This window comes from Streptomyces sp. NBC_01618 (assembly GCF_045209435.1).
Classification (GTDB): domain Bacteria; phylum Actinomycetota; class Actinomycetes; order Streptomycetales; family Streptomycetaceae; genus Streptomyces.
In genome coordinates this window covers 3,178,361-3,204,352 of record NZ_CP109297.1, presented here as the reverse complement: position 1 = coordinate 3,204,352, position 25,992 = coordinate 3,178,361, and the positions used below count along the sequence as shown (strand labels likewise).

Annotated in this window: 31 protein-coding genes and 1 tRNA gene; 17 read left to right on the top strand and 15 right to left on the bottom strand. The window is 69.2% G+C overall.

Annotation, left to right across the window (positions count from 1 at the left end):
* The first annotated feature begins 28 nt into the window (after positions 1 to 28).
* From OH735_RS14965 to OH735_RS14940, 6 genes are all read left to right on the top strand, one after another.
* Positions 29 to 1,909: a PQQ-binding-like beta-propeller repeat protein gene (locus OH735_RS14965; protein ID WP_406382010.1), complete on the top strand. Its 1,881-nt coding sequence runs from the start codon at positions 29 to 31 to the stop codon at positions 1,907 to 1,909.
* A 280-nt stretch (positions 1,910 to 2,189) separates the two neighbouring features.
* Positions 2,190 to 2,903, top strand: a complete 714-nt coding sequence (locus tag OH735_RS14960) for a LuxR C-terminal-related transcriptional regulator (protein WP_406382009.1) — start codon at positions 2,190 to 2,192, stop codon at positions 2,901 to 2,903.
* A gap of 274 nt (positions 2,904 to 3,177) precedes the next feature.
* Positions 3,178 to 4,221: a galactose-1-phosphate uridylyltransferase gene (gene galT / locus OH735_RS14955; protein WP_406382008.1), complete on the top strand. Its 1,044-nt coding sequence runs from the start codon at positions 3,178 to 3,180 to the stop codon at positions 4,219 to 4,221.
* Positions 4,218 to 5,198, top strand: coding sequence for a UDP-glucose 4-epimerase GalE (gene galE / locus OH735_RS14950; protein WP_406382007.1), 981 nt, complete (start codon positions 4,218 to 4,220; stop codon positions 5,196 to 5,198). Before galT ends, galE begins: the two co-directional genes overlap by 4 nt.
* Positions 5,195 to 6,361: a galactokinase gene (galK, locus tag OH735_RS14945; protein ID WP_406382006.1), complete on the top strand. Its 1,167-nt coding sequence runs from the start codon at positions 5,195 to 5,197 to the stop codon at positions 6,359 to 6,361. Before galE ends, galK begins: the two co-directional genes overlap by 4 nt.
* A gap of 309 nt (positions 6,362 to 6,670) precedes the next feature.
* Positions 6,671 to 7,489, top strand: coding sequence for a LuxR C-terminal-related transcriptional regulator (locus OH735_RS14940; protein ID WP_406382005.1), 819 nt, complete (start codon positions 6,671 to 6,673; stop codon positions 7,487 to 7,489).
* Here the strand turns inward: OH735_RS14940 and OH735_RS14935 are convergent.
* On the bottom strand, positions 7,451 to 7,945 hold the full coding sequence (locus OH735_RS14935) for a MarR family winged helix-turn-helix transcriptional regulator (protein WP_406382004.1): 495 nt from the start codon (positions 7,943 to 7,945) through the stop codon (positions 7,451 to 7,453). The genes OH735_RS14940 and OH735_RS14935 overlap by 39 nt on opposite strands.
* Positions 7,946 to 8,032: 87 nt before the next feature.
* Here OH735_RS14935 and OH735_RS14930 point away from each other — a divergent pair, with 87 nt between their 5' ends.
* Both OH735_RS14930 and OH735_RS14925 read left to right on the top strand, forming a co-directional pair.
* A complete protein-coding gene (locus tag OH735_RS14930) occupies positions 8,033 to 8,830 on the top strand; it encodes a trans-aconitate 2-methyltransferase (protein WP_406382003.1) in 798 nt (265 codons plus the stop codon).
* Positions 8,830 to 9,195, top strand: coding sequence for a VOC family protein (locus tag OH735_RS14925; protein WP_406382002.1), 366 nt, complete (start codon positions 8,830 to 8,832; stop codon positions 9,193 to 9,195). The genes OH735_RS14930 and OH735_RS14925 overlap by 1 nt, the downstream gene beginning before the upstream one ends.
* Positions 9,196 to 9,207: 12 nt before the next feature.
* On the opposite strand, the gene OH735_RS14920 is transcribed toward OH735_RS14925, so the two are convergent.
* Genes OH735_RS14920 through OH735_RS14905 form a run of 4 tightly spaced genes read right to left on the bottom strand, consistent with a single transcriptional unit; the run spans position 9,208 to position 10,795 of the window.
* Entirely contained in the window at positions 9,208 to 9,360 is a 153-nt protein-coding gene (locus tag OH735_RS14920; protein WP_406382001.1) for a hypothetical protein, read from the bottom strand.
* 52 nt (positions 9,361 to 9,412) lie between these two features.
* Complete coding sequence (locus OH735_RS14915) at positions 9,413 to 9,976, bottom strand: Uma2 family endonuclease (protein WP_406382000.1); 564 nt, start codon at positions 9,974 to 9,976, stop codon at positions 9,413 to 9,415.
* Entirely contained in the window at positions 9,973 to 10,500 is a 528-nt protein-coding gene (locus OH735_RS14910) for an ATP-binding protein (RefSeq protein ID WP_406381999.1), read from the bottom strand. The genes OH735_RS14915 and OH735_RS14910 overlap by 4 nt, the downstream gene beginning before the upstream one ends.
* 13 nt (positions 10,501 to 10,513) lie before the next feature.
* Positions 10,514 to 10,795: a hypothetical protein gene (locus tag OH735_RS14905; RefSeq protein WP_406381998.1), complete on the bottom strand. Its 282-nt coding sequence runs from the start codon at positions 10,793 to 10,795 to the stop codon at positions 10,514 to 10,516.
* A gap of 792 nt (positions 10,796 to 11,587) precedes the next feature.
* On the opposite strand from OH735_RS14905, the gene OH735_RS14900 reads away from it, so the two are divergent.
* The 6 genes from OH735_RS14900 (at position 11,588) to OH735_RS14875 (ending at position 14,233) form a co-directional block, all read left to right on the top strand.
* Positions 11,588 to 12,460, top strand: a complete 873-nt coding sequence (locus OH735_RS14900; RefSeq protein WP_406381996.1) for a helix-turn-helix transcriptional regulator — start codon at positions 11,588 to 11,590, stop codon at positions 12,458 to 12,460.
* On the top strand, positions 12,457 to 12,669 hold the full coding sequence (locus OH735_RS14895) for a DUF397 domain-containing protein (protein WP_406381995.1): 213 nt from the start codon (positions 12,457 to 12,459) through the stop codon (positions 12,667 to 12,669). Before OH735_RS14900 ends, OH735_RS14895 begins: the two co-directional genes overlap by 4 nt.
* A gap of 262 nt (positions 12,670 to 12,931) precedes the next feature.
* Complete coding sequence (locus tag OH735_RS14890; protein ID WP_406381993.1) at positions 12,932 to 13,318, top strand: hypothetical protein; 387 nt, start codon at positions 12,932 to 12,934, stop codon at positions 13,316 to 13,318.
* Positions 13,319 to 13,506: 188 nt separating this feature from the next.
* Positions 13,507 to 13,809, top strand: coding sequence for a Scr1 family TA system antitoxin-like transcriptional regulator (locus OH735_RS14885; protein WP_406381992.1), 303 nt, complete (start codon positions 13,507 to 13,509; stop codon positions 13,807 to 13,809).
* The gene (locus tag OH735_RS14880; protein WP_406381991.1) at positions 13,806 to 14,024 is read left to right on the top strand and encodes a DUF397 domain-containing protein; all 219 of its coding nucleotides are present in this window, start codon (positions 13,806 to 13,808) and stop codon (positions 14,022 to 14,024) included. Before OH735_RS14885 ends, OH735_RS14880 begins: the two co-directional genes overlap by 4 nt.
* Complete coding sequence (locus OH735_RS14875) at positions 14,021 to 14,233, top strand: DUF397 domain-containing protein (protein WP_406381989.1); 213 nt, start codon at positions 14,021 to 14,023, stop codon at positions 14,231 to 14,233. The genes OH735_RS14880 and OH735_RS14875 overlap by 4 nt, the downstream gene beginning before the upstream one ends.
* Positions 14,234 to 14,269: 36 nt before the next feature.
* On the opposite strand, the gene OH735_RS14870 is transcribed toward OH735_RS14875, so the two are convergent.
* Complete coding sequence (locus OH735_RS14870) at positions 14,270 to 14,452, bottom strand: hypothetical protein (protein WP_406381987.1); 183 nt, start codon at positions 14,450 to 14,452, stop codon at positions 14,270 to 14,272.
* Between the two features lie 207 nt (positions 14,453 to 14,659).
* Between OH735_RS14870 and OH735_RS14865 the strand changes: the two genes are divergently transcribed.
* Both OH735_RS14865 and OH735_RS14860 read left to right on the top strand, forming a co-directional pair.
* On the top strand, positions 14,660 to 15,028 hold the full coding sequence (locus OH735_RS14865; RefSeq protein WP_406381986.1) for a type II toxin-antitoxin system RelE/ParE family toxin: 369 nt from the start codon (positions 14,660 to 14,662) through the stop codon (positions 15,026 to 15,028).
* On the top strand, positions 15,025 to 15,342 hold the full coding sequence (locus OH735_RS14860) for a helix-turn-helix domain-containing protein (protein WP_405687228.1): 318 nt from the start codon (positions 15,025 to 15,027) through the stop codon (positions 15,340 to 15,342). The genes OH735_RS14865 and OH735_RS14860 overlap by 4 nt, the downstream gene beginning before the upstream one ends.
* A 115-nt stretch (positions 15,343 to 15,457) precedes the next feature.
* On the opposite strand, the gene OH735_RS14855 is transcribed toward OH735_RS14860, so the two are convergent.
* Together OH735_RS14855 and OH735_RS14850 are read right to left on the bottom strand one after the other, a co-directional pair.
* Positions 15,458 to 16,144 carry a TetR family transcriptional regulator gene (locus tag OH735_RS14855; protein ID WP_406381985.1) on the bottom strand — a complete coding sequence of 229 codons (687 nt, stop codon included), beginning with the start codon at positions 16,142 to 16,144 and terminating at the stop codon, positions 15,458 to 15,460.
* Positions 16,141 to 17,142, bottom strand: coding sequence for an acyl-CoA desaturase (locus OH735_RS14850; protein ID WP_406381984.1), 1,002 nt, complete (start codon positions 17,140 to 17,142; stop codon positions 16,141 to 16,143). The genes OH735_RS14855 and OH735_RS14850 overlap by 4 nt, the downstream gene beginning before the upstream one ends.
* A 339-nt stretch (positions 17,143 to 17,481) precedes the next feature.
* On the opposite strand from OH735_RS14850, the gene ppc reads away from it, so the two are divergent.
* Positions 17,482 to 20,211 (top strand): phosphoenolpyruvate carboxylase, encoded by a 2,730-nt coding sequence (gene ppc, locus OH735_RS14845; RefSeq protein WP_406381982.1) that lies wholly within the window; start codon positions 17,482 to 17,484, stop codon positions 20,209 to 20,211.
* A gap of 27 nt (positions 20,212 to 20,238) precedes the next feature.
* Here ppc and OH735_RS14840 read toward each other — a convergent pair whose 3' ends face one another.
* The 7 genes from OH735_RS14840 to OH735_RS14810 all read right to left on the bottom strand — a co-directional run bounded on the left by OH735_RS14840 (position 20,239) and on the right by OH735_RS14810 (position 25,887).
* A complete protein-coding gene (locus OH735_RS14840; protein WP_406381981.1) occupies positions 20,239 to 20,709 on the bottom strand; it encodes a hypothetical protein in 471 nt (156 codons plus the stop codon).
* A 100-nt stretch (positions 20,710 to 20,809) separates the two neighbouring features.
* Positions 20,810 to 21,403 carry an aminoacyl-tRNA hydrolase gene (gene pth / locus OH735_RS14835; protein WP_406381980.1) on the bottom strand — a complete coding sequence of 198 codons (594 nt, stop codon included), beginning with the start codon at positions 21,401 to 21,403 and terminating at the stop codon, positions 20,810 to 20,812.
* 114 nt (positions 21,404 to 21,517) lie between these two features.
* Positions 21,518 to 22,099, bottom strand: coding sequence for a 50S ribosomal protein L25/general stress protein Ctc (locus OH735_RS14830; RefSeq protein WP_406381979.1), 582 nt, complete (start codon positions 22,097 to 22,099; stop codon positions 21,518 to 21,520).
* A 180-nt stretch (positions 22,100 to 22,279) separates the two neighbouring features.
* Complete coding sequence (locus OH735_RS14825) at positions 22,280 to 23,254, bottom strand: ribose-phosphate diphosphokinase (protein WP_406381978.1); 975 nt, start codon at positions 23,252 to 23,254, stop codon at positions 22,280 to 22,282.
* 120 nt (positions 23,255 to 23,374) lie between these two features.
* Positions 23,375 to 24,823, bottom strand: a complete 1,449-nt coding sequence (glmU, locus tag OH735_RS14820) for a bifunctional UDP-N-acetylglucosamine diphosphorylase/glucosamine-1-phosphate N-acetyltransferase GlmU (RefSeq protein WP_406381977.1) — start codon at positions 24,821 to 24,823, stop codon at positions 23,375 to 23,377.
* A 109-nt stretch (positions 24,824 to 24,932) separates the two neighbouring features.
* Positions 24,933 to 25,003 (bottom strand) — tRNA-Gln (locus tag OH735_RS14815).
* Positions 25,004 to 25,014: 11 nt separating this feature from the next.
* A complete protein-coding gene (locus OH735_RS14810) occupies positions 25,015 to 25,887 on the bottom strand; it encodes a hypothetical protein (RefSeq protein WP_406381976.1) in 873 nt (290 codons plus the stop codon).
* Positions 25,888 to 25,992: the final 105 nt, after the last annotated feature.

The following is a 25,992-nucleotide window of genomic DNA, read 5'->3' as shown; positions in this document are numbered from 1 at the left end:
TCTCCCTTCCCCCTGAGGTACGTACGCCATGACGCAGCCGCCCCAGCCGCCCAACGAGCCGTCCCAGGGCGGGTTCGGTGCCCCGCAGGACCCCCCGCCGGGTGGGTTCGGCGCGCCGACACCGCCGCCCGCCGACCCGTTCGGCAAGCAGCCGGCCACCCCGCCCGCGGGCGGATTCGGCGCCCCGCAGGCTCCGCCGCCGACAGGCGCCCCGCAAACCCCGCAGCCCGCGGGCCCGCCGCAGCAGCCGGGCCCCGGTTACGGCTACCCGCAGGGCCAGCCGCCGCAGCCCGGTTACGGCTACCCGCAGGCGCCCGTGCCCGGCCAGCCGCAGCAGGGGTACGGCTTCCCGCAGGGCCTGCCGCCCGGTCAGCCGCCCCAGCAGGGCTACGGCTACCCGACCGCCCCGATGCAGCAGCAGTACCCGCCGCAGCAGAACGGGAACGGCGGCAAGAAGTTCAGCACCCAGATGCAGATCATCGTCGCCGCCTCGGTCGCCGTCGTGCTGATCGTCGCCGCCGGCGTCTGGTACTCCTCCAGCGGCGGTGACGACGGCAATAAGAAGGAAGAGGCGTCCCAGACCGGCGGCACCGTCGATGGCAAGGGCGGCAGCCAGGGCGGCGCGGTCGGTGGCGGCGGCAAGGAGAAGGCACCGGCGGACCCCAAGTCCAAGGTCGCCTTCCAGCTGCCGTTGCCGAAGGTCACCGAGGTCACCAAGGTCGACGGTTCCTGGCTGACCGACAAGGCGTACGTGAAGAGCGGTCTGAACGAGATCGTCGGCTACGACCTGGCCAAGGGCACCAAGCTGTGGTCCATCCCGCTGGCGGGCCAGGTCTGCGCCGCCTCCCGGCACATGTCCAAGGACTACAAGACAGCCATCGCCTTCGAGGCGGGCAAGCCGACCGCGGCCAAGAAGTACCAGCCGTGCAACCAGGTCGGCGCGCTCGACCTGAACACCGGCAAGCTGATGTGGAGCAAGTCGGTGACCGCCGCCACCAGCGGTGACGAGCCGGTCAGGTACGACGAGATAACGCTCAGCGGCACCACGGTCGCCGCGGCCGGCACCGAGGGCGGCGCGGCGTTCGACCTCGACACCGGCGCCGAGCGCTGGAAGCCCAAGGTCTCCACCGACGGCTGCTACGACAGCGGCTACGGCGGCGGCGACGCGCTCGCCGTGGTCCGCAAGTGCGGTACGTACGACGACCCGCAGCTCGTCATCCAGGCACTGAACCCGACCACCGGCGCCCCGATCTCCTCGTACAAGATGCCGCCCGGTGTCGACTACGCGAGCATCGTCTCCACCAAGCCGCTGGTCGTCGCGGCCGACGTCGGCGACACCGCCGGTGACGGCAGCGGCATCTCGGACTTCTTCTCGATCGACGCCTCCACCGGCAAGCTGCTCACCAAGATCGCGGCGGACGGCGAGAAGTACGCCGCGCGGTGCCACTCCACCGAGGTCGAGAGCTGCAGCCAGGTGGCCGTCGGCAACAACCGCATCTACGTGCCGACCGAGGACCACGAGGGCACCGGCGAGTACGGCGACACCAACGAGATCGTCTCCTTCGACCTCACGACCGGCAAGCCGACCAGCGATCGGGCCGACGCGGGCGAGCGCTACACGATGTTCCCGATCCGCATGGACGGCGGCAACATCATCGCGTACCGGGTGCCCCCGTACGACAAGGGCGGCCAGGTCGTCTCCATCGACGGTGCCACGTTCAAGCAGACGGTGCTGATGGAGAACCCGAGCGACCGGTCCGTCCGCGAGGTGGAGACCAGCTTCACGCCGGACTACTCCGAATTCCTCTACAACGACGGGCACTTGTACCTGGCCAGCACCATGGTGAGCAAGCCCAGCGGATCCCTGGACACGAGCCGCCGCCTGGCGGTCGGCTTCATCAGGGAGTAACCGCCCGCCGTATACGCGGGGGTGGCGCCGGTCGTCGGCGCCACCCCCGCGCGCGTGTCCACGGCCCGGACGCCGCCGTCGGCGAACGGTATCGGTCGGCAGGCGGATCGAAACGACGCCCGGTCGGGCAGGTCGGGCTGTCAACTGATCTTGAATGCTCGCCGAGTTGGCCATTCAGGCCTTTTGGCCGGTAAGGCGCCCGTAACGTCGAACAAGCGTGTAACTTGCCGGGTCAGGGCGGGCCGGGGGGCCTGGTGCCGGTGCTATGGGGGTGTGCTCGATGGGCGTGCGGCTCATGGTGGTCGACGATCACCGACTGCTCGCCGAGGCGCTGGCCTCGGCGCTGAGACTGCGGGGCCACCGGGTGCTCGCGGCGGCCGCGCCGACCACGGGGGCGGCGGAGCTGGTGGTCAGCAGGGCCCCGGACGTCTGCCTGTTCGGCACCGCGGCGCCCGCCGATCCCGGTGCCTTCGACCCGATCGTACGGATCCGGCGGGAGCGCCCGCAGGTGGCCGTGGTGGTGCTCGGTCCGGTGCCCAGCCCGCGCGGGATCGCGGCGGCGTTCGCGGCGGGCGCCGCAGGATACGTCCGCCACGACGAATGCATGGAGGGCGTCGAGCGGGCGATGGTCAAGGCGCGCGCCGGTGAGGCCGCGGTGGCGCCGCAGCTGCTCCAGGGCGCCTTCGCCGAGCTGCTCAACCCGGCCGCGGCGCCGGACGACGAGGGGCAGCGGCTGCTGGCGCTGCTGACCCCGCGTGAGATCGAGGTCCTGGTGCGGGTCGCCGAGGGGCAGGACACCCGGCTGATCGCGGCCGGGATGCGGATCGCGTCGAGCACCGCGCGCACGCATGTGCAGCGGGTGCTGATGAAGCTGGGCGTCGGCTCCCGGCTGGAGGCCGCGGCCCTCGCGGCCCGCACGGGGCTGCTGGACCGCACGGGTCTGCTGGACCGGGCGGTGCCGCTGGACGGGCAGGGGCCCGGCGGCATCGGGTGACGCCGTCGGCCCCTTGCTGAAAGGCCGGGCCTCCCGCTGAAGGCGGTGTGTCAGCCGTCGGCCGGGTTCATCGAGGCCCACTTCCTTCGTTGTGCGAACTGAGCCCGAAGGAATCAAAGCTCTTGTGTTCAAAAGCTGAACACTTCTCCTGAGCTCACGCGCGCGGGTGGACCCGGATCGCGGAGCCGTGTACGCGCACCTCCCGCACCGCTCCACCATTGACGCGCCTGTTGGCTTGTGATTCATTGTGTTTGTTTATGTTTGGAGGAACCTGGTGAAGAAGACGGTCACGACGCTCGCCGACGGCCGGGAGCTGCTCTACTACGACAGCTGCGACGATGTCGTGCGCGACGCCGTCGACCGGCGGCCCCTCGACGCCGTCTCGACCTCGTCCGAGATCCGCCGTGACCCGTTCCTCGGCGACAGCGTCGCCATCGCCTCGCACCGCCAGGGCCGCATCTACCACCCGCCGGCCGACGAGTGCCCGCTCTGTCCCTCGCGGGACGGCCGGCTGAGCGAGATCCCCGAGGCGGACTACGACGTCGCCGTCTTCGAGAACCGTTTCCCCTCGCTCGCCGGCGACTCCGGCCGCTGCGAGGTCGTCTGCTTCACCTCCGACCACGACGCGTCGTTCGCCGACCTCACCGAGGACCAGGCCGCCCTGGTCCTCGCGGCATGGACCGACCGCACCGCCGAACTCGCCGGGCTTGCGCAGGTCGAGCAGGTGTTCTGCTTCGAGAACCGGGGCGCCGAGATCGGCGTCACGCTCGGCCATCCGCACGGGCAGATCTACGGCTACCCCTTCGTCACCCCGCGCACCGAGCTGATGCTCCGCTCGATGGAGGCCCACCGCGCCGAGACCGGCCGCAACCTCTTCGACGACGTCGTGGCCCGCGAGGAGAAGGACGGCTCGCGGATCGTCATCGCCGCCGAGCACTGGATCGCCTTCGTGCCGTACGCGGCGCACTGGCCGTACGAGGTCCATCTCCATCCCCGTCGCCGCGTCCCCGATCTGAGGGAACTCGACGAGGCCGCGCGCACGGAGTTCCCACAGGTCTATCTGGAACTCTTGAGGCGATTCGACCGGATCTTCGGCCCCGGCGAGCCGCCGACCCCGTACATCTCGGCCTGGCACCAGGCCCCGTTCGGGGCTCCGGGGCGGGAGGACTTCGGGCTCCATCTGGAGCTTTTCACCATCCGACGCACATCCGGCAAGCTGAAGTTCCTCGCGGGTTCCGAATCCGGCATGAACGTGTTCATCAACGATGTGCCGCCGGAGGCCGCGGCCCAGCGACTGCGAGAGGTAGCGAGCGAGTGAGCAAGCCCCAGAAGAAGTATCTGGTCACAGGTGGCGCGGGATATGTCGGCAGCGTGGTCGCCCAGCACCTGCTGGAGGCCGGTCATGCCGTCACCGTCCTCGACGACCTCTCGACCGGGTTCCGGGAGGGCGTCCCGGCCGGCGCCGAGTTCGTCGAGGGCCGCGTCCAGGACGCGGCGAAGTGGCTGGACGCCTCGTACGACGGGGTGCTGCACTTCGCCGCGTACTCCCAGGTCGGCGAGTCCGTCGCGGACCCGGAGAAGTACTGGGTGAACAACGTCGGCGGCTCCGTCGCACTGCTCGCCGCGATGCGGGACGCCGGCGTACGCACCCTGGTCTTCTCCTCCACCGCCGCGACCTACGGCGAACCCGCCACCACCCCCATCACCGAGTCCGACGCGACGGCGCCCACCAACCCCTACGGCGCCACGAAACTCGCCGTCGACCACATGATCACCGGCGAGGCCGCCGCCCACCAACTGGCCGCGGTCTCGCTGCGCTACTTCAACGTGGCCGGGGCGTACGGCAGCCACGGGGAACGGCACAGCCCCGAATCGCACCTCATCCCGCTCGTCCTCCAGGTCGCCCTCGGGCAGCGCGAGTCGATCTCCGTTTACGGCGACGACTACCCGACCCCCGACGGCACCTGCGTCCGCGACTACATCCACGTCGCCGACCTCGCCGAGGCCCACCTCCTCGCCCTGGACGCGGCCACCGCGGGCGAGCACCTGATCTGCAACCTCGGCAACGGCAACGGCTTCTCGGTGCGCGAGGTCATCGAGACCGTCCGCGCCGTCACCGGCCACCCGGTCCCCGAGACCGCGGCCCCGCGCCGCGCCGGCGACCCCGCCGTGCTCGTCGCCTCCGCCGCCACCGCCAGGGAGCGGCTCGGCTGGACGCCGTCACGCGCCGACCTGACCGGAATCGTCTCCGACGCCTGGACGTTCGCCCGCCGAGAGGAGCCCACCGCCCCATGACCGACGATGCCGAGCTGCGCACCGCTTTCACCGAGCTGTACGGGACCGCCCCCGAAGGAGTCTGGGCGGCGCCCGGCCGGGTCAACCTGATCGGCGAATACACCGACTTCAACGACGGCTTCGTGATGCCGCTCGCGCTGCCGCACACCGCGCGCGCCGCCGTGGCCCGCCGCACCGACGGCGAACTGCGGCTGCACTCGACCGACGTACCGGGCGGCGTCGTCCGGCTCCGGCTCGACGAACTGGCCCCCCACCAGGGGCACGGCTGGGCGGCGTACCCCGCCGGAGTGCTCTGGGCGCTGCGCGAGGCCGGTCACCCGGTCACCGGTGCGGACATCCAGCTGACCTCCACCGTCCCGACCGGCGCGGGCCTGTCCTCCTCCGCCGCGCTCGAAGTCGTCACCGCGCTGGCTCTGAACGACCTCTTCGAACTGGGGCTCTCCGCCTTGGAGCTGGCGGTCATCGGCCAGCGCGCCGAGAACGCGTTCGTCGGCGTGCCGTGCGGGGTCATGGACCAGATGGCCTCCGCCTGCTGCACCGAGGGCCACGCCCTGTACCTCGACACCCGCGACCTCACCCAGCGCCAGGTCCCCTTCGACCTGGCGGCCCACGGACTGCGGCTGCTGGTCGTCGACACCCAGGTCAAGCACGCGCTCGGCGACGGCGCGTACGCCGAGCGGCGGGCCGGCTGCGAGGCGGGGGCGGCGGCACTCGGCATACGTACGCTGCGCGAGTTGCCGTACGACGGACTCGGCGCGGCCCTGGACACCCTGGCCGGGGCCGGCGTGGACGAGTCCGTGGTGCGCTACGTACGCCATGTGGTCAGCGACAACGAGCGGGTGAAGCAGGTCATCGCGCTGCTCGACGCGGGCGATGTACGGGGCGCGGGCCCGGTCCTCGACGCGGGACACGCCTCGCTCCGCGACGATCTGCGCGTCTCCTGCCCGGAGCTGGACCTGGTGGTGTCCGCGGCGGGCGAGGCCGGGGCGCTCGGCGCGCGGATGACCGGTGGCGGCTTCGGCGGCTCGGCGATCGTCCTGGTGGAGGAGGCGCAGGCGGACACGGTCGCCAAGTCCGTGCTGGCGGCGTTCGCTTCGGCGGGATACGCGACGCCGCGCGTCTTCCCGGCGGTTCCTTCGGCGGGCGCCCGGCGCCTGGCCTGATGCTTGTCCTGAGGCCTGTTCACTTCTGCCTCGCGACGGAACACGTATCACACCCTACGGAGCCGAACCCGCCACTTCTGCGAATCGGCTTCCCCATCGGCCGTACGGCCGTACGCTGATGCACAGCACCGGTGGGGGCCGGTGCTGATTCAGGGGTACGAAACAGTCGGGTACGGCACCCGGGGCGGGTAGCAGTCGACACACGGCGGCGGCCGTGGGACTGCGGTCCATCTCCCCGATCCGGGCGGCCGTACCCGCGCCCGTTCCGTCCCTTCGTCGGGCCGGGGGTGGCCCGGCAACAGAGGCAGTATGGGGGTGCCTGTGGTTCGTATCCGGGTTCTCGTGGTGGACGACCACCGCATCTTCGCCGAGTCGCTCGCGGCGGCGCTCGCGGCCGAGCCGGACGTCGAAGTGGCGGCGGCGGGCAGCGGCCCCGCCGCGCTGCGGTGTCTGGAACGGGCCGCCGCCGAGGGGCGCGGCTACGACGTGATGCTGGTCGACGCCGAACTGGGCGCCCTGGCCGGGGCGCGGAACCCGGCCGGTGCGCGGGGCCACCGGGCAGCCGTCCCGGCGCCCCGCAGCGGGGAGGCCGCCCCGGTGGACGGCATCTCGCTGGTCGCCGGGGTCCGTTCGGGCCGGCCCTCCGTGCACACGGTGGTGCTCGCCGAGAGGGACGACCCGCGCCGGGCCGCGCTTGCGCTGCAGGCCGGGGCCTCGGGCTGGGTGGCCAAGGACTGCTCGCTGCAACGGCTGCTCACGGTCATCCGGGGGGTGCTGCGCGACGAGACGCATCTGCCCCCCGCCCTGCTCACCGGCGTGCTCCGGGAGCTGACGGCGGCACGCAAGCACCGCACCGAGAGCGAACAGCTCGTCGAGTCGCTGACCCCGCGCGAGCGCGAGGTGCTGCGCTGCATGGTCGCGGGCCTGGGGCGCAAGGCGGTGGCGGAGCGGCTCTACCTCTCCCCGCACACGGTGCGTACGCACATGCAGAACGTGCTGGGAAAACTGGGCGTGCACTCGACGCTGGCCGCGGTCGCACTGGCCCGGCGGGCGGGTGTCGGACCGGTGGATCTGGAACCGGCCGGGTCCCTAGGGGATGTTGTCGAACGGGGCAGTCAACCGGCGTAGCAGTCCGGCCAGTTCGCTCCGCTGCTGCGTGGAGAGCTCGCCCAGGATGGCGCGCTCCTGGGCGAGCAGGCCGGCCAGCGACTGGTCGGCCTTGTCGCGCCCCTCGGCGGTGAGCCGGACCAGCACGCCGCGGCGGTCGCTGGGGTCGGGGAGCCGCTCGACGAGGTTCTTCTTGGTCAGCCGGTCGATGCGGTTGGTCATCGTGCCCGAGGTGACCAGGGTCTGGGTGAGCAGCTGGCCGGGGGAGAGCTGGTAGGGGGCGCCGGCGCGGCGCAGGGACGTCAGTACGTCGAACTCCCACGGCTCCAGGTTGTGCTCGGAGAAGGCGATCCGGCGGGCCCGGTCCAGATGGCGGGCCAGGCGGGAGACGCGACTGAGCACCTCGAGTGGTTCCACGTCGAGGTCGGGGCGCTCGCGGCGCCATGCAGCGACCAGTCGGTCGACCTCGTCCTCCATGTGGATCAGTGTAGAGGGTCTGTCGACATGAAGTCTCTTGAATTCAAGTGTCTTGACATCAAGATAGTCTGCCGTGATCCTGGTCCCATGACCGCACCCACCTGGGATCCGCAGCAGTACCTGCGTCACGCGGACCATCGCACCCGCCCCTTCCGTGACCTGCTGTCCCGCATCGCCGAGCCTCCGGCCGCCCCCGCACCCCGTATCGCCGACCTCGGCTGCGGCGCGGGCAACGTGACGATGCTGCTGGCCGACCGCTGGCCGAAGGCGCACATCACCGGCTACGACAACTCCCCACAGATGCTGGAACAGGCACGCACCCACGCCGGCCCCCTCCTGGACTTCACCGAGGCCGACGCCGTGACCTGGACCCCCGAGGAGCCGTACGACCTGATCGTCTCCAACGCCCTCCTCCAGTGGGTCCCGGACCACACGGCCCGCTTCCCGGTCTGGCTGGACGCCATCACCCCCGGCGGAACGTTCGCCTTCCAGGTCCCCGGCAACTTCGACCAGCCCAGCCACGTCCTGATGCGCGAACTCGCCGGATCCCCACGCTGGCGCGACCGCCTGGCCGGCGAGCTGCGCCACGCCGACGCGGTGCTCAGCCCCGCCGCCTACCTCGACGCGCTGACGGCCCCCGGCATCACGGCGGACGTCTGGGAGACCACGTACCTGCACCTGCTGCCCGGCGAGGACCCGGTGCTCGACTGGGTCAAGGGCACCGGCCTGCGCCCCGTCCTGACGGCCCTGGCCGACGACCCCGAGGCCCGCGACGCGTTCCTCGCCCAATACCGCGACCTGCTGCGCACCGCCTACTCCCGGGGTCCGCACGGCACGGTCTTCCCGTTCCGCCGCATCTTCGCCGTGGCCCGTAAGGAGAAGTGATGATCGCCGCCCTCGACCACGTCCAACTGGCCGCCCCGGAAGGCTCGGAGCCCGCCCTGCGTACCTACTACATCGACACCCTCGGCATGACGGAGCTGCCCAAGCCCCCGGCACTCGCCTCCCGCGGCGGCTGCTGGTTCGAGGCGGGCCCGGTCCAGCTCCACGTGGGCATCGACCGCGACTTCCACCCGGCGAGGAAGGCCCACCCCGGCCTGCGCGTCACGGACATCGAGGCGTTCGCGGCCCGACTGGCGGAACACGGCGCGGAGGTGACCTGGGACGGCGACCTGCCGGGGCACCGACGCTTCTTCAGCCACGACCCGGTGGGGAACCGGCTGGAGTTCCTGGAGCGGGTGGACGGGTGAGCCGCAGGGCGGTCACCGCAGTCCGGCCTCCGCCTCGGCTGTCTCCCGGATACGCCGTATCTCGGCGATCGCTTCGGCCGGATCCTCCTCGCCCGCGTCCACGATCCGCTCCAGTGCGCGCAGCCGGGTGGCGTGGTTGGGATGCCGCTCGATCGCTACGAACACGGCGCAGGCGCGGACGAATGCCCGCAGGGGAGCGAGGCTCTGCGTCCGGCGGTCATAGCTGATTGAGCGCGTCCAGTGTGATGTCGATGCTGATCGGGAACGGCACTCCCGTCTTTAGCCGACCGTGGTGGATCCCGGTCAGGGCATACGTCTTGGACACCGGGTCCAGCGCGTAGACCCGTACCACCGGATGCTGGTCGGTGCCGTCCCTCTCGACCAGCCAGAAATTCGGGATACCGGCGGCGGCGTACTTCTGCGGCTTGGTACCGCGGTCGCGGGCCTCGGAGTCAGGGGAGGCGACCTCGACGGCGAGAAGGACGTCGGCGGCCCGGTAGAGAGTCTCGTCCGGGCCCAGCTCGATCTCGGCACGAATGAGCGAGATATCGGGTTCCGGGCCGTTGTGCCGGTCGAGGACCACGGTCATGTCACGGCGGACTTTCAGATTCGGGGGCGTCGTGCGCCGTATGCCGGTCACCAGGAGATCGACCATTGTGCTGTGGAAGATCTGCTGCGGACTGGCGAACACGAGGCTCCCGTCGAGCAGCTCGGTGTGCGGCGGAAGTTCGGACAAGGTGAACAGATCGTCCACCGTGTATCCGCCCTGCTCGGTAGTCATGTCCTCTCCCACGGATGGGATTCTGAACCTGTTACCTCGTGGTGTCGGCCGGAATCGAGCGGCGTCATCAAATGGTGTGACGCCGGGCCGGTGTCGACCTCGGCCCAGACGAGGAGACCGCCGCATATGCGCCGCTGACCCCAGTCGGTGGCCAGCGCGCCGACGATCAGCAGCCCGCGTCCGTCCTCCTGGTCCGGCGGTGGCGCGCCCGCTGCGGTTGCGCTGCCCTGCCCTTCGTCGATCACTCCGACGGCGGCCGTACGGGCGGTACGGGACAGCACGACGGTGATCGAACGGCTTGCGCTGTGCTCCAGGGCGTTGGCGGCGAGCTCCCCGGTGATCAGTTCCAGAGCGTCCACCGCATCCGGCGGCAGTCCCCAGGACCGGGCCGTCGTCGTTACGTAACAGCGGGCCGCGCTCGCTGACGCGAGTGTTCCTCCGGGTAAGGAGACCAGGCCCAGGGCCTGTGGAGAGGTGGCGCAGTGCACGAGGGCGTTGTGGACGATCTCGACGAACGGCGGCATGACCGCACCTCCTTCACTGGTCCTCATCGGTGTCCGCCGTGGCGAGGCGGGCGCCGCGGCTCTCGGCAATGAGCAGGGTGTCGCGCAGTGCGTCGGCCAACTGGGCGGTCAGGAGCCTGAGTTCCGAGGTGTCCGGTGTGGCGCCGGAGAGCACGACTCGTACGTGGTCGAGGAGCTTGCCCGCGAGGCCGAGCTGTACGTACTCGATCTGGTCGGCGAGCCGGGACAACGGGCCGGTGCCGTCAGTGGAGAGGTAGCAGGGCTTCCCGTCCGTCCAGGGCAGCAGCCGGATCACCGGGCCACCTCCACGCCGTGGATGCGGCGCGGGCCGACGTCGATGCCGTACGTCGCGAGCCAGAGCGCCCGGCGCCGCTGCCGCTGCTCGGGGGTGAGCAGGTAGGGCCGCACCAGGGCGGTGGCCCGGCCGTCGATGGGGATGTCGGTGGCGTACGGCCCGGGGCGGGAGCGGGGGAGGCGGCCTGCGGGGGCGTGGGGGAGGGGTGCAGGGCACGGTGCCGGCCGCGTGGGGCGAAGAGGCTTCGCAGCCGGGCGGTGGTGCGGGTGGCGAGGCTGGTCATGACCTCAACTCCCTTTCCTGAGGCAGGTGGACGGGGCAGTTCGCGCAGACCTTCACGGCCCAGCCGAGACGTCCGCCATCGGGGCTGTGGGTGTACGCGTGGCCGCCGGGCCAAAGGGTTTCGGTGCTGCCGCAACGGGCGCAGGCGAGTCCGGCAAGGCGGAGGCGAGTCTCGGGGGTGAGGGAGGCCAGGTCGTGGACCTGGGCGCGTACGTCTTCGGAGCCGGTTGGAGCCGGACTCTTCGCGGGCATGACTCCCATCCCCTCTTTCTGGGCTGGCGCGAGAAAGCGCTCCTCTGAGATCGCTAAAAGCGATCAAGAGCACACGTGGAGTGCTTGTTGAGTACCGTGTCATTGAATTTCAATCAGTGATAGCTCCATGGATGGAATTCCTCCGGAGGGGTGAACGCCGGTGGACCGAGATGAAGCACTGACTGCCGCGTACGCTCGGCGTGTTGATTGCATCGCTGGACAAGCTGGCGGCAAGGACAGCTGCGTTGGAGGAGCACCGTGACCGTACGAGGCTCGGCAGGGCCGGCCGGGCGCATGCAGATCGCCCGTGGGCTGAAGGCACTTCGCATGCGAGCCGGCCTCACTCAGTCCGAGGTGGCCAAACGGGCCGGTGTCTCCGTCGGAACCGTGAACCGATACGAGACCTGGCAGGACCGCGCCAAGCTCAGAGTGCCCACCGTGAGCGCGCTCGCGGAAACCTGCGGTGCTTCACCTCAAGAACGCGAGGCGTTGGTCGAACTCGTCCGCAACCAGCAGAACGGCTGGTGGATGGATCACCCCGGTTTGCCTGAAGTCATGGACCCGCTGATGTCCTTCGAAGACGTGGCCGAGTACGAGCACGTCTACGCCAACGCCCTGGTTCCCGGGCTGCTCCAGACGCCTGACTACGCACTTGCGCTCCACCGGGCGCAGGACGTCCGGGCGGACGCGATCGCAGACAAGGTCGACGCACGAATCAAGCGTCAGGCGATCCTGGAGCGCTCGCCCGCCCTTCACTTGTGGGTCGTTCTCGACGACGCTGTTCTCCGCCGCCCTGTCGGGGGTCCGGACGTGATGTCCGCGCAGATCGACCACCTGAGCGCCATGGCCCAGCGTCCCAACGTGGACATCCAGGTGCTCAAGTTTGCCGCAGGGGCTCACGCCGCAGGGTCCGGCGGACACTTTCTGATCCTTGGACGGGACGACGAGAAGAATCCGCTCAACAGCATGAACGTGGTCTACCTCGAACTGCACAAGCGCGGCCTGTATCTCGACGCCCCCACCGAAGTGCAGAGCTACAAGCTGATGTTTGATTACTTGCGATCCCAAGCGGCCGATACGTCGAACAGCGTCGAACTGCTGGCCGCAGCACGACAGGAGCTGATCCGATGAACAACGCACCAACCAATGCTCAGTTCGCTGCTACGGACTGGACGAAGAGCAGCTACAGCGCAGCCGACAACGAGTGTGTGGAGGTCGCATTCGCCAGGTTGTGGGTCGGGGTCCGGGACTCGAAAGCAACGCAGGGGCCCGTACTCCCTGTGACTGCGGAAGCGTTCACCGCGTTCGTGAACGGTGTGAAGGGCGAGGAGTTGACGTGAGAGTGCCAGTCGACTTTCGCGAATCGCACTGGGCCAAGAGCCTGGGGGGTGTCCACCAGCCCAACCCCGGGAAGGTCGTCTGCTGCGATTTCGCCAGGCGACTGTGATGGCCGCCGGACCTTGTGGACACCCCGAGCGTCCGGCACCATGACGAGCATGAAGACCTGCCGAAAGGCCCATGCCGCGTAGACGGCCCGGCGCGCTTCGCGCCGAAGATCCGGTGGCGCCTGTCTGGGGCCCCTGGACCGATCGGATTCCCGGCTTGTCCGAGCGTACCTGCGCCGAGATTCAGCGCACGGAGCGCGAACACGACGACCCCGTGGGCGGCCTGTGGAACGGGGCGGTGGAAGCCGCGCTCAGGCACTACCGGGCGTTCTTGCGGCAACCCGGCCATTATCTGGACCTGTGCTTCGAGGTTTCTCCCCACCCTGAATCCTCGCTCGTCAACGTGGCGAATGCTCGGGACCTCTTGGAAGAAGCGTTGCGGGTGCTGCCCCTGCCCGCCCGCGCCGAACTCGGGCGACTGGTGTCGTCCCTCGACGCCGAGTTCCGGCGCCGGACCTTGCCCGACCCGCACGCCTACCGGCGTTTCTGGCGCGGTAGTGGATGGTGGCACCAGCGCCTCTACGACGGTGAGTTCCGGTGGTGAAGGGCCTCGGCTCGACTGCTTCTCGCCTCTACTTCGAGTTGGAGAGACTGTGACCTCTTTCTTGGCCCGTACGGCTCTCTCGCATCGGATCTGCACGGGCATCCCGAGGTATCGACTTGGTTCGCTCATTGCCGAGTTGGCTGGACCGTGGACAGCGCGACAGGACTCACTGCGGCGGGGCTGTGGTGATGCGCGAACAGCTCAAGGCCCTGGCTGCATCCACTCGGCAGCAGAACATCACGGTGCAGGTATATCCGGAGACCAAAGAAGTTCATCCCGGACTCCGTGGATCTTTCAGCCTCTTGGAGTTCGGGCCGTCGGACCCCCGAGTCGGCTACGTGGACAGCCCGTCGGGGAACGCTTTCCTGGAGAAGGACAAGCAGGTCCGCTCCCTCGTCCACACTCTCGACCGCCTTCGGGCGGGCGCGCTCGACCCCGAGGAGTCCGCGGCACTCCTGGACGACCTCGCTGCAAAGGAGAACTCATCATGAACCGCTCCACCACGCCGGAATTCACTCTTGGAGAGTTGACCTGGTTCAAAGCGTCGGCCAGTAGCGAGAACGGTGCCTGCGTGGAAGTAACCCAAGTCCCGGGAAGGCTGATTGGCGTCCGTGACTCGAAGGCCCCCGGAGGGGCCGTCTTGATCCTCACCGCCGATACGTTCGCCGCGTTCCTCGGAGGCGTGAAGGGCGGAGAGCTGACGTGAGAGTGTCGGCCGATTCGCGAGAAGCACATTGGGCCAGGAGCAGTTTCAGCTCAGGCGGAGACAACTGTGTCGAGGTGGCGTTCGCGGACGGCGTGACCGGCATCCGCGACTCGAAGGTCACGCAATGTCCCGTCCTCGCTGTCACTGGCGCCGCATTTGCCGCGTTTCTCGGCGGAGTCAAGGGCAGCGGACTGGGCCGGACCGTCTGACGCGACCGTCTCTGGAACAACACGAAGCAGACTGCCCTAGCCGGGGCGGTCCGCTTCGTTGTCCGGCCTCACTCGCGGGCAGCCGTCAGGCAGCTCCACGCCCGGAGGCTTGGCCGGTGCGTCGCTCTCCGTGAGCGTCTCGTGCAGGTCGACCGTGATCCTCGGGATCAGCGCGCCGGGGGATTTGGCCTCGGACGCCTCCGTCGCGGAGGCGTCCATCAACGCGATGTCGAGGTTGACCTCTTTGCTCTCCGCGAGCTTTGCGCCGTCGAAGACCCGGATGGGGTCGCGCCAGGGCGGTGGCCCGGTCGTCGATGGGGGGTGTCGGTGGCGTACGGCCCAGCGCGGAGCGTCCTGCCGGGATCACCCGCCCCGTCCGCCCCTTCAGCACCCCGACCCGGGTATATCTATCGCTATACTTTCTGCATGACGGAGGACGAGTGGGAGATCTACATCGTCGATGAGGTGCGCGAGTGGATCGATCGCCTCGACGACGCTGCGCACACCCGGGTGGTGCAAGCGATCGACGCTCTGGCCGAGGGCGGCCCCGGCCTGGGGCGCCCGCTGGTCGACACGATCACCGATTCCACGGTGAAGAATCTCAAGGAGCTGCGCCCGGGCACGGCGAGAATCTTGTTCGCCTTCGATCCGTGGAGATCCAGCATTCTGCTGGTGGCGGGAGACAAGCGCGGTCGTTGGAATGAGTGGTACGACGAAGCGATCCCGCTGGCTGAGCAGCGCTACGCGACCTACTTGAAGTCCCGGACAGAGGAAGAGGAAGGGGACACGGCATGACTGGTTATGCACGTTGGAAGGACATCCGCGCCGAGCACGTCGAGCGTGCCGGCGGTGAGGCTGCTGTGGCGAAGGGGAAGCAGGAGCTTCTGGCCGAGGTCCTCGGGTACCGGCTGGCTGAGATCCGACGGGCGCGTGGCCTCACACAGGAGCAGGTCGCCGAGAGGATGGAGGTCACCAAGGGGCGTGTTTCCCAGATCGAACAGGGCAAGATCTCCGGACAGGAAGTACTCGCCCGGTACGCCGCAGCCCTCGGCGGGCAGCTGCATCAGGCGATCTACTTCGACAATGGTGACATCGCCGCCATTGCGTGAGCCCTCGCGGCCGCGATCACTTCGGCCTTGAAGGTCCCACTGAGGCTGAGACTGAGCTCCGGTTGCCCCGTTCGAACTGATCCGGCTGACCGCTCGGGCCGGCCCTTGCGCCCCCTCAGCTCTTGCGGTGCCCCATCAGCCGTGGCTTCGACTCCAGGTTCTCCAGACCGTGCCAGGCCAGGTTCACCAGATGGGCCGCGACCTCCGCCTTCTCCGGCTTGCGGGCGTTGACCCACCACTGGCCGGTCAGGGCGACCATGCCGACCAGGGCCTGGGCGTACAGCGGGGCCAGCTTCGGGTCGAAGCCGCGGGCCTTGAACTCCAGGCCCAGGATGTCCTCCACCTGGGTGGCGATGTCACTGATGAGGGAGGCGAACGTGCCGGTCGACTGGGCGACGGGGGAGTCGCGGACCAGGATGCGGAAGCCGTCCGTGTACGTCTCGATGTAGTCGAGCAGGGCGAACGCGGCCTGTTCCAGGAGTTCGCGGGGGTGGCCCGCGGTCAGGGCGCCGGTGACCATGTCGAGGAGCTGGCGCATCTCGCGGTCCACCACGACGGCGTACAGGCCCTCCTTGCCGCCGAAGTGCTCGTAGACGACCGGCTTGGAAACACCGGCCCGGGACGCGATCTCCTCGACCGACGTGCCCTCGAAGCCCTTGTCGGCGAAGAGCGTACGGCCGATGTCCAGCAACTGCTCGCGACGTTCCTTGCCGGTCATCCGCACTCTGCGGCTGCGCCGGGCGGAAGAAGGACGGTTGTTCTCGCTGCTGGTGCTGGAGTCGGTCGCCACGTCGTCAATCATGCCGCTTCGGTATGCGCACGGTCGCGCCGGGAGTCGATGCGGCGGGACTCGATCCGGGCGGCGTCGGGCCAGCGCACGTCGGACGCCCAGCCCAGTTTCTCGAACCAGCGGATCAGCCGGGCACTCGAATCGATCTGCCCCTTCATCACACCGTGCCGCGCACTCGTCGGATCCGCGTGGTGCAGGTTGTGCCAGGACTCGCCGCACGACAGCACCGCCAGCCACCACACGTTCCCCGACCGGTCACGGGACTTGAACGGGCGCTTGCCGACCGCGTGGCAGATGGAGTTGATCGACCACGTGACATGGTGCAGCAGCGCCACCCGGACGAGAGAGCCCCAGAAGAAGGCCGTCGCCGCCCCCCACCACGACATCGTCACCAGACCGCCGACCAGCGGCGGAAGCAGCAGCGACACGGTCGTGAAGGTGAGGAAGTGGCGCGAGATCCCGCGGAGCGCCGGATCCTTGATCAGATCGGGGGCGTACTTCTGCTGCGGCGTCTGCTCCTCGTCGAACATCCAGCCGATATGCGCCCACCACAGCCCCTTCAGCAGGGCCGGGAGGCTCTCGCCGAACCGCCACGGCGAGTGCGGGTCGCCCTCCGCGTCCGAGAAGCGGTGGTGCTTGCGGTGATCCGCCACCCAGCGCACCAGCGGGCCCTCCACGGCCAGTGAACCCGCGACGGCCAGCGCGATACGGAGCGGGCGTTTCGCCTTGAAGGAACCGTGGGTGAAATAGCGGTGAAAACCGATCGTGATCCCGTGGCAGCCGATGAAGTACATCGCCACGAGCAGACCCACGTCGAGCCAGCTCACGCCCCGGCCCCAGGCCAGCGGCACCGCCGTGACCAGCGCCACGAACGGCACCACGATGAACAACAGGAGAGCGAACTGCTCGACCGACCGTTTACTGTCCCCGCCGAGTGTGGCGGAGCCAAGGGCCTGGTCATCGGCCGCCGGCGGCTGGGCCTCGTCGACCGCAGCAGGGCTGGTGTTCATGGGGGTTCCCCCGGGGATGAGGAGTGCGACGGATTGCTGCGGCTACGCATCCGTAACCTACGCTTACGTAAGTATGGCAGCGCAAAGGCCCACCGCACGAGAGCGCGACGGGCCGTCCACGAAGGGAAACCCGATCGGGGCGGAGCGGCGCCCAGAGTGTGGACACCTATCCTGTGGGGGTCGGACAGCGCGGTCCGCACTCTGCTTTCCCGGGGTGGCGTCAGCACCGCTGCCGACCGCGGCCCCGGAAGACCTCGTGCCCGCCCGTCTCCCACCGCCACCCTTGTTGGGAGTCGCTTCGCGACACACCTCCTCATTCACTGCAAGGAGCCGCACACTGTGAGCAGTGCCGACCAGACCCCCGCCGCCAGCCCCGAGCTGCGCGCCGACATCCGCCGCCTCGGCGACCTGCTGGGCGAGACCCTGGTACGCCAGGAAGGCCAGGAACTCCTCGACCTCGTCGAGCGCGTCCGCGCCCTGACCCGTACCGACGGCGAGGCCGCCGCCGAACTCCTCGGCGACACGGACCTGGAGACCGCCGCACAGCTCGTGCGCGCCTTCTCCACCTACTTCCACCTCGCCAACGTCACCGAACAGGTCCACCGCGCCCACGAGATGCGCGACCGCCGTGCCGCCGAGGGCGGGCTTCTCGCCCGCACCGCCGACCGGCTGAAGGACGCGGACCCGGCCCACCTGCGCGAGGCCGTCAAGAACCTCAACGTACGGCCCGTCTTCACCGCGCACCCCACCGAGGCCGCCCGGCGCTCCGTGCTCAACAAGCTCCGCCGCATCGCCGAACTGCTGGATACGCCGGTCATCGACGCCGACCGGCGCCGCCAGGACCTGCGCCTCGCCGAGAACATCGACCTCATCTGGCAGACCGACGAACTCCGCGTCGTCCGCCCCGAGCCGGCCGACGAGGCCCGCAACGCCATCTACTACCTCGACGAGCTGCACGCCAATGCCGTCGGGGACGTACTCGAGGACCTCGCGGCCGAGTTGGAGCGCGTCGGCATCGAACTGCCCGCCGGCACCCGCCCCCTCACCTTCGGCACGTGGATCGGCGGCGACCGTGACGGCAACCCCAATGTGACGCCCGCCGTCACCCGCGAAGTACTGATCCTCCAGCACGAGCACGGCATCACCGACGCGCTGGAGCTCGTCGACCACCTCCGCGCGCAGCTCTCCAACTCCATCCGCTACACCGGCGCCACCGACGAACTGCTGACCTCGCTCCAGGCCGACCTGGAACGCCTCCCCGAGATCAGCCCCCGCTACAAGCGGCTGAACGCCGAGGAGCCGTACCGCCTCAAGGCCACCTGCATCCGGCAGAAGCTCGTCAACACCCGCGAGCGCCTCGCCGGCGGCACCCCGCACCGTCCTGGCTGCGACTACCTCGGCACCGCCGAGCTCATCGCCGACCTCGAACTGATCCAGACCTCGCTGCGCGAGCACCGCGGCGGCCTGTTCGCCGACGGCCGGATGGACCGCACCATCCGCACCCTCGCCGCGTTCGGCCTGCAGCTGGCCACCATGGACGTACGCGAACACGCCGACGCCCACCACCACGCGCTGGGCCAGCTCTTCGACCGGCTCGGCGAGGAGTCCTGGCGCTACGCCGACATGCCGCGCGACTACCGGCAGAAGCTGCTCGCCAAGGAGCTGCGCTCGCGCCGCCCGCTCGCCCCGACCCCGGCCCCGCTGGACGCCGCCGGGGAGAAGACCCTCGGCGTCTTCCACACCATCAAGGAAGCCTTCGAGCGGTTCGGCCCCGAGGTCATCGAGTCCTACATCATCTCGATGTGCCAGGGCGCCGACGACGTCTTCGCGGCCGCCGTCCTGGCCCGCGAGGCCGGACTGCTCGATCTGCACGGCGGCTGGGCCAGGATCGGCATCGTGCCGCTCCTGGAGACCACCGACGAGCTGCGCGCCGCCGACGTCATCCTCGACGAGATGCTCGCCGACCCGTCGTACCGCCGTCTCGTCTCCCTGCGCGGGGACGTGCAGGAGGTCATGCTCGGCTACTCCGACTCCTCCAAGTTCGGCGGCATCACCACCTCGCAGTGGGAGATCCACCGGGCACAGCGCCGGCTGCGCGACGTCGCGCACCGCTACGGCGTACGGCTGCGGCTCTTCCACGGCCGCGGCGGCACCGTCGGCCGCGGCGGCGGCCCCTCGCACGACGCGATCCTCGCGCAGCCGTGGGGCACCCTGGAGGGCGAGATCAAGGTGACCGAGCAGGGCGAGGTCATCTCCGACAAGTACCTCATCCCGGCGCTCGCCCGGGAGAACCTGGAGCTGACCGTCGCGGCCACCCTCCAGGCGTCCGCGCTGCACACCGCGCCCCGGCAGTCCGACGAGGCCCTGGCCCGCTGGGACGCCGCGATGGACACCGTCTCCGACGCCGCGCACAACGCCTACCGCAAGCTGGTCGAGGACCCGGACCTGCCCGCGTACTTCTTCGCGTCCACCCCGGTCGACCAGCTCGCCGAGCTGCACCTGGGTTCCCGTCCGTCGCGGCGTCCGGACTCCGGCGCGGGCCTGGACGGGCTGCGGGCCATCCCGTGGGTCTTCGGCTGGACCCAGTCACGGCAGATCGTGCCCGGCTGGTACGGCGTCGGCTCCGGCCTCAAGGCACTGCGCGAGGCCGGTCTCGACACCGTCCTCGACGAGATGCACGGACAGTGGCACTTCTTCCGGAACTTCATCTCGAACGTGGAGATGACGCTCGCCAAGACCGATCTGCGGATCGCCCGCCACTACGTCGACACGCTCGTCCCCGACGAGCTGAAGCACGTCTTCGCCGACATCGAGGCCGAGCACGCGCTCACCGTCGAGGAAGTCCTCAAGGTCACCGGCGAATCCGAACTGCTCGGCACGAGCCCGGTGCTCCAGCAGACGTTCGCCATCCGCGACGCCTACCTGGACCCGATCTCCTACCTCCAGGTCACCCTGCTCGCCCGCCAGCGCGAGGCGGCGGCACGCGGCGAGGCGGCCGACCCGCTGCTCGCCAGGGCCCTGCTGCTCACCGTCAACGGTGTCGCCGCGGGCCTGCGCAACACCGGCTGAGCCGCAGGGGCGCGGGTGCGGTCCCGCTCACAGGGCGATGAACGTCGCCACCAGCAGGACCGCACCCGCGATCCCCGTACCCCAGGCGACCCGGGGCAGCCGCAGGCCGCCGCCGATCACCAGGGCCGCCAGCACCAACGCGCCGCCCAGCGGCACCCACGCATGCAGGAAACCCGCGATCCCCGTGCGCACGACATCGTCCGTACCCGGCTTCACGACCACCGGGAACCGCTCCCCGTGCCGCGCGGCCACGGACTTCTCGATCGTCACCCGGGCGCGCGCGGCAGCCTGCCCGGACGGTGCGAACGGACCGGTGCAGACATCGGCGCCACAGCCCGTGACGGTCATCGTGCCGTGCTCGCGGCCCTTGGGCAGAACGATGTGGTGCGCCGAACTCCAGGAGGAGCGCACACCCGCGACGAGCAGCAGCAGGACGACACCGCCCATGGCGGCGTTGCGGGCATGGACCAGGGCGCGGTGGGAGGAGCTCCGCTTCATGGGGAGCGATCCTTGGGCAGAGCAACGCGCCCGGTCAACTCATGGCTGAAAATCGCCGGGGTACCGGCGGGAATGTCAGAGTTGTGCGCGCGGGCCGGGCCTAGGAGTTGTACGCGCTCTGCGCGCGCTCCAGACCCTCCGCCAGCAGGCACTCCACCGAGTCGGCGGCCCGGTCCACCAGGTACCCGAGCTCCTTGCGCTCGGTGGACGAGAAGTCCTTCAGCACGAAGTCCGCGACCTGCATCCGGCCCGGCGGCCGGCCGATCCCGAACCGGATCCGGTGGTAGTCGGCGCCCATCGACTTGGTCACCGACTTGAGCCCGTTGTGTCCGTTGTCGCCGCCGCCCAGCTTCAGCCGGAGCGTCCCGTAGTCGATGTCCAGCTCGTCGTGGATCGCCACGACGTGGTCGGTCGGCACCTTGTAGAAGTCGCGCAGCGCGGTGACGGGGCCGCCGGAGAGGTTCATGTACGACATCGGCTTGGCCAGGATCACCCGGCGGTTCTCCGGTCCGGGCGGGCCCATCCGGCCCTCGACGACCTGCGCCTGGGCCTTCTGCGCCCGCTTGAACTTCCCGCCGATCCGCTCCGCGAGGAGATCGACGACCATGAAGCCGACATTGTGCCGGTTCGCCGCGTACTCGGGACCGGGATTGCCGAGGCCCACGATGAGCCAGGGTTCGGTGGCGTCGGACATCTCGCGGGGTCTCCTCGCATCACATACGGCGGCAACGGGTCGGGCAGAGCCGAACGGGGCAGCAGATCCCGAAAGGGAACCGCCGCCCCGTCACTGAACCAGGTGGGGCGAGGCTCAGGCCTCGGCGCCCTCTTCCTCGCCCGCGGGAGCCGCCTCGACCTGTGCGGCGACGACCGACAACACGACGGCGTCCGGGTCCTCGGCCAGCACGGAGCCGCTGGGCAGCGGAATGTCCTTGGCGAAGATGGAGACACCCGCTTCGAGACCGGCGATGGAGACCGTGACGGACTCGGGGATGTTCGTGGCCTCGGCCGCGACACGCACGGTGTTCTGCACGTACTCCAGGAGGTTGCCGCCCGGGGCCAGCTCGCCCTCGACCTGCACCAGGACCTCGACGTCGACCTTCTCACCGTGCTTGACGGTCAGCAGGTCGACGTGCTCGATGTCGCCCTTGAGCGGGTTGCGCTGCACGGACTTGGGGATGACCAGGGCGTTCTTGCCGTCGACCTCGAGGTTGATCAGGACGTTGGCCGTACGGAGCGCCAGCAGCAGGGCGTGGCCCGGCAGCGTGATGTGAACCGGATCGGCACCGTGACCGTAGACGACCGCGGGAACCAGGTTGGCGCGACGCGTACGACGGGCGGCGCCCTTGCCGAACTCGGTACGGACCTCGGCGGTGAGCTTGATCTCGGCCATAACGCACTCCTCGTAAGGTGACAGAACTTGGACGGTCACCCGGCCCACGACAGGCCTGCTACGAAGAGCGCGTCGATAACGGACCGCCGTACACATGGGTACGGCCTCCCTCGCCGAGCAACTCGCTGAGTCTACCCGGCGGGGAGGCCGCACCCAAAGTGGATCTTCCGAGCCCCGCGTCTACTGCTCCTCGAAGAGGCTGGTGACCGAGCCGTCCTCGAAGACCTCGCGCACCGCACGGGCGATCATCGGCGCGATCGAGAGCACCGTGATCTTGTCGAGCTCCTGTTCACCCGGCGTCGGCAGGGTGTCCGTGAAGACGAACTCGCTGACCTTGGAATTCTTCAGACGGTCTGCGGCCGGACCCGACAGCACACCGTGGGTCGCCGTCACGATGACGTCCTCGGCGCCGTGCGCGAACAGCGCTTCGGCGGCGGCGCAGATCGTGCCACCCGTGTCGATCATGTCGTCGACCAGGACACAGACCCGGCCCTTCACGTTGCCGACGACCTCGTGGACCGTCACCTGGTTGGCGACGTCCTTGTCGCGGCGCTTGTGGACGATCGCGAGCGGGGCGTCCAGACGGTCGCACCAGCGGTCGGCGACCCGGACGCGGCCGGCGTCGGGGGAGACGATCGTCAGCTTCGAGCGGTCGACCTTGGCACCGACGTAGTCGGCCAGTATCGGCAGCGCGAAGAGGTGGTCGACCGGGCCGTCGAAGAAGCCCTGGATCTGGTCGGTGTGCAGGTCGACGGTGAGGATGCGGTCGGCACCCGCCGTCTTCATCAGGTCGGCGATCAGACGGGCCGAGATCGGCTCGCGACCGCGGTGCTTCTTGTCCTGGCGCGCGTAACCGTAGAACGGCACGATCACCGTGATGGAGCGGGCCGAGGCGCGCTTCAGCGCGTCCAGCATGATCAGCTGCTCCATGATCCACTTGTTGATCGGAGCGGTGTGGCTCTGGATCAGGAAGCAGTCGGCGCCGCGAGCGGACTCCTGGAAACGTACGTAGATCTCACCGTTGGCGAAATCGAAGGCCTTAGTCGGCACGAGGCCGACACCCAATTGGTGCGCAACCTCCTCGGCCAGCTCGGGGTGGGCGCGGCCGGAGAAGAGCATCAGTTTCTTCTCGCCGGTCGTCTTGATCCCGGTCACAGCACAGTCTCCTCAGACGTGTTCCTGGCGCTGCACGGATGTGTCCCGATGTGCAACGAGCCAGCCGAAATGGGGTGAACATCTATCACGGTACGCCGTGCTCGGCGCACCTGTTTCCGGTCAGCTTTCGCTGTCGTGCTCCGGAGCGGCGGCCTGAGCCGCCTGCGCGGCGGCACTTCCCGGACGCTTGCGGGCCACCCAACCCTCGATATTCCTTTGCTGACCGCGCGCGACGGCCAGCGAACCGGGCGGTACGTCCTTGGTGATGACCGAGCCGGCCGCGGTGTAGACACCGTCCCCGACCGTGACAGGCGCCACAAACATATTGTCCGAGCCGGTGCGGCAGTGGGAGCCGATCGTGGTGTGGTGCTTGGCCACGCCGTCGTAGTTCACGAAGACGCTCGCCGCACCGATGTTGGTGTGATCGCCGATCGTCGCGTCACCGACGTAACTCAGGTGCGGGACCTTCGTGCCCTCGCCGATCGTGGCGTTCTTCATCTCCACGTACGTACCGGCCTTGGCCTTGCGCCCGAGCCTCGTGCCCGGCCGCAGGTACGCGTACGGGCCGACCGTCGCGCCCGCACCGACCTCGGCCCCGTCCGCGACCGTGTTGTCCACCCGCGCGCCCGCGCCCACGACGGTGTCCCTGAGCCGGGAGTTGGGGCCGACCTCGGCGTCCTCGGCGAGATGCGTGGCGCCGAGAAGCTGGGTGCCCGGGTGCACGATCGTGTCCCGCTCGTAGGTGACCGTGGCGTCGATCAGCGTGGACGCCGGGTCGACGACGGTCACCCCGGCCAGCATGGCCCGCTCCAGCAGCCGCTGGTTCAGCAGCCGCCGGGCCTCGGCCAGCTGGACCCGGTTGTTGATGCCGAGGATCTCGCGGTGGTCGCCCGCGACGGAGGCGCCGACCCGGTGCCCGGCCTCGCGCAGGATGGACAGCACGTCGGTGAGGTACTCCTCGCCCTGGCTGTTGTCCGTACGGACCTTGCCGAGGGCGTCGGCGAGCAGCCGGCCGTCGAACGCGAAGACCCCGGAGTTGATCTCCCGGATGGCGCGCTGGTCCTCGGTGGCGTCCTTGTGCTCGACGATCTCGACGACCGCACCGCTGGCCGGGTCGCGGACGATCCGCCCGTAGCCGGTGGAGTCCGGGACCTCGGCGGTCAGCACGGTGACGGCGTTGGCGTCGGCCGTGTGGGTGGCGGCGAGCGCGCCGAGCGTCTCGCCGGACAGCAGCGGGGTGTCGCCGCAGACGACGATCACGGTGCCCTCGACGGTCCCGCCGAGCTCGTCGAGACCGACGCGCACGGCGTTGCCGGTGCCCCGCTGTTCGGCCTGGTAGGCGGTCCGCAGCCGGTCGTCGACCGCGGTGAGATGCGCGCTGACCTGCTCGCTCTCGTGACCGACGACCACGACGAGATGCTCCGGGTCGAGTTCGCGGGAGGCGGCGACGACATGTCCGACGAGCGAGCGCCCGGAGATCTCGTGCAGAACCTTGGGAGTCTTCGACTTCATGCGGGTGCCCTCACCCGCTGCGAGGACGACGACGGCTGCCGGGCGGATGACGCTCACGGAAATGCCCTTCGGCTTCGGGTGGTGGACATCCGAAGGATACCGGGGCGCCTGTGGGCCGACACGGGCGCGGGCCCCGACCGGTGAGGTCGGGGCCCGCACTCATGGGCTCCCGGGGAAGGAATCGAACCCTCATTCAATGGACCAAAACCATTTGTCCTGCCATTAGACGACCCGGGATAGTTCGCCTTTTATGTCCGATTCTTATGATCGGCTCGTTTCGCAGCCCCTACTATGCCGCACCACCAGCCTTCGATGCGACGGTATAGGTCGGCGCTTTTGAGAACGCGTACGACCAGGCAGCCCCGGTAGTCCTCGCCGACGTTCTTCCGGTTCGTCCTGGGGTTGTGTTTCTTGATCGATGTCTTGCCGAACGACGCGCTGCCGGCGCGGGTCAGATCCCTCCAGTACTGCTCGGCTGCAGTCGCGTCTGCCGTCTCGTGGATGTGCACATGGAAGCGCAACTGCTGTGGACTCACTCCGAGGAGCTGGAGCCACGCCAGGAAGACCTCGATCATCCGAGGGTCGCTGTTGATGAAAGTGACTCTCTCTGCGAGGCGATGAGGTTTGGACTTCGACCCCTCCGACCAGTACAGGCCGACGCCCAGCAGGAAGAGCTCGCGTTCACTCATCGTGCCGATCTCGTTCGTCGCATCCTGCTTCGTCTTCCGGCGTTCCGTCTCACGCCTGCGAAGCGTTGCCTCCCAACCCCGCCGGGCGATGGCTGATGCCTCTTCTCGCGTTCGGTTGCGCTCCGGCTTCGGAAGATCCCGCACCCACAGCGAGATCGAGCTCTTCGAGCAGCCCAGCTCCACCTGGATCTGGTCGTACGTCATGCCCTGGAGTCGCAGTTCCCGCGCCTTGTCGCGAAGGTCGTCCTTGGCGTTCGGGCGCTTCGTCCACTCCGGGGCGGGCTCGCCCTCCAGGAGGCGGTTCAGGATGTCGTTGTTATCCACGAACAGCCGGTCGCGGATCTGGCGGCGGCTGAGGCCCTCCCGGCGCAGGGCGATCGCCTGCTCGCGCAGGTCTTCGAAGTCGGCGTACTTGCTCGTGATTTCCGTCATGCGACAAGCGTCGTCCGGAATGCGGACGTCCGGTGCGAATGCCTGATCGATTCACCATTTCAAGCGATAAGTGGTTGTTCCGTCTCTGTTCGGCGGACGCACGTG

What these genes read in the sequence shown, in the direction of transcription:
- OH735_RS14885 (WP_406381992.1), top strand. Translation starts at nt 13,507, where the DNA reads ATGCGCGAACAGCTCAAGGCCCTGGCTGCATCCACTCGGCAGCAGAAC.
- OH735_RS14940 (WP_406382005.1), top strand. Translation starts at nt 6,671, where the DNA reads ATGGGGGTGCCTGTGGTTCGTATCCGGGTTCTCGTGGTGGACGACCAC.
- OH735_RS14880 (WP_406381991.1), top strand. Translation starts at nt 13,806, where the DNA reads ATGAACCGCTCCACCACGCCGGAATTCACTCTTGGAGAGTTGACCTGG.
- OH735_RS14860 (WP_405687228.1), top strand. Translation starts at nt 15,025, where the DNA reads ATGACTGGTTATGCACGTTGGAAGGACATCCGCGCCGAGCACGTCGAG.
- OH735_RS14870 (WP_406381987.1), bottom strand. Translation starts at nt 14,452, where the DNA reads ATGGACGCCTCCGCGACGGAGGCGTCCGAGGCCAAATCCCCCGGCGCG.
- OH735_RS14965 (WP_406382010.1), top strand. Translation starts at nt 29, where the DNA reads ATGACGCAGCCGCCCCAGCCGCCCAACGAGCCGTCCCAGGGCGGGTTC.
- pth (WP_406381980.1), bottom strand. Translation starts at nt 21,403, where the DNA reads ATGTCCGACGCCACCGAACCCTGGCTCATCGTGGGCCTCGGCAATCCC.
- OH735_RS14910 (WP_406381999.1), bottom strand. Translation starts at nt 10,500, where the DNA reads ATGCCGCCGTTCGTCGAGATCGTCCACAACGCCCTCGTGCACTGCGCC.
- OH735_RS14855 (WP_406381985.1), bottom strand. Translation starts at nt 16,144, where the DNA reads ATGATTGACGACGTGGCGACCGACTCCAGCACCAGCAGCGAGAACAAC.
- OH735_RS14930 (WP_406382003.1), top strand. Translation starts at nt 8,033, where the DNA reads ATGACCGCACCCACCTGGGATCCGCAGCAGTACCTGCGTCACGCGGAC.
- OH735_RS14925 (WP_406382002.1), top strand. Translation starts at nt 8,830, where the DNA reads ATGATCGCCGCCCTCGACCACGTCCAACTGGCCGCCCCGGAAGGCTCG.
- OH735_RS14915 (WP_406382000.1), bottom strand. Translation starts at nt 9,976, where the DNA reads ATGACTACCGAGCAGGGCGGATACACGGTGGACGATCTGTTCACCTTG.
- OH735_RS14850 (WP_406381984.1), bottom strand. Translation starts at nt 17,142, where the DNA reads ATGAACACCAGCCCTGCTGCGGTCGACGAGGCCCAGCCGCCGGCGGCC.
- OH735_RS14810 (WP_406381976.1), bottom strand. Translation starts at nt 25,887, where the DNA reads ATGACGGAAATCACGAGCAAGTACGCCGACTTCGAAGACCTGCGCGAG.
- OH735_RS14935 (WP_406382004.1), bottom strand. Translation starts at nt 7,945, where the DNA reads ATGGAGGACGAGGTCGACCGACTGGTCGCTGCATGGCGCCGCGAGCGC.
- OH735_RS14960 (WP_406382009.1), top strand. Translation starts at nt 2,190, where the DNA reads ATGGGCGTGCGGCTCATGGTGGTCGACGATCACCGACTGCTCGCCGAG.
- OH735_RS14840 (WP_406381981.1), bottom strand. Translation starts at nt 20,709, where the DNA reads ATGAAGCGGAGCTCCTCCCACCGCGCCCTGGTCCATGCCCGCAACGCC.
- OH735_RS14830 (WP_406381979.1), bottom strand. Translation starts at nt 22,099, where the DNA reads ATGGCCGAGATCAAGCTCACCGCCGAGGTCCGTACCGAGTTCGGCAAG.
- galK (WP_406382006.1), top strand. Translation starts at nt 5,195, where the DNA reads ATGACCGACGATGCCGAGCTGCGCACCGCTTTCACCGAGCTGTACGGG.
- OH735_RS14895 (WP_406381995.1), top strand. Translation starts at nt 12,457, where the DNA reads ATGAACAACGCACCAACCAATGCTCAGTTCGCTGCTACGGACTGGACG.
- OH735_RS14865 (WP_406381986.1), top strand. Translation starts at nt 14,660, where the DNA reads ATGACGGAGGACGAGTGGGAGATCTACATCGTCGATGAGGTGCGCGAG.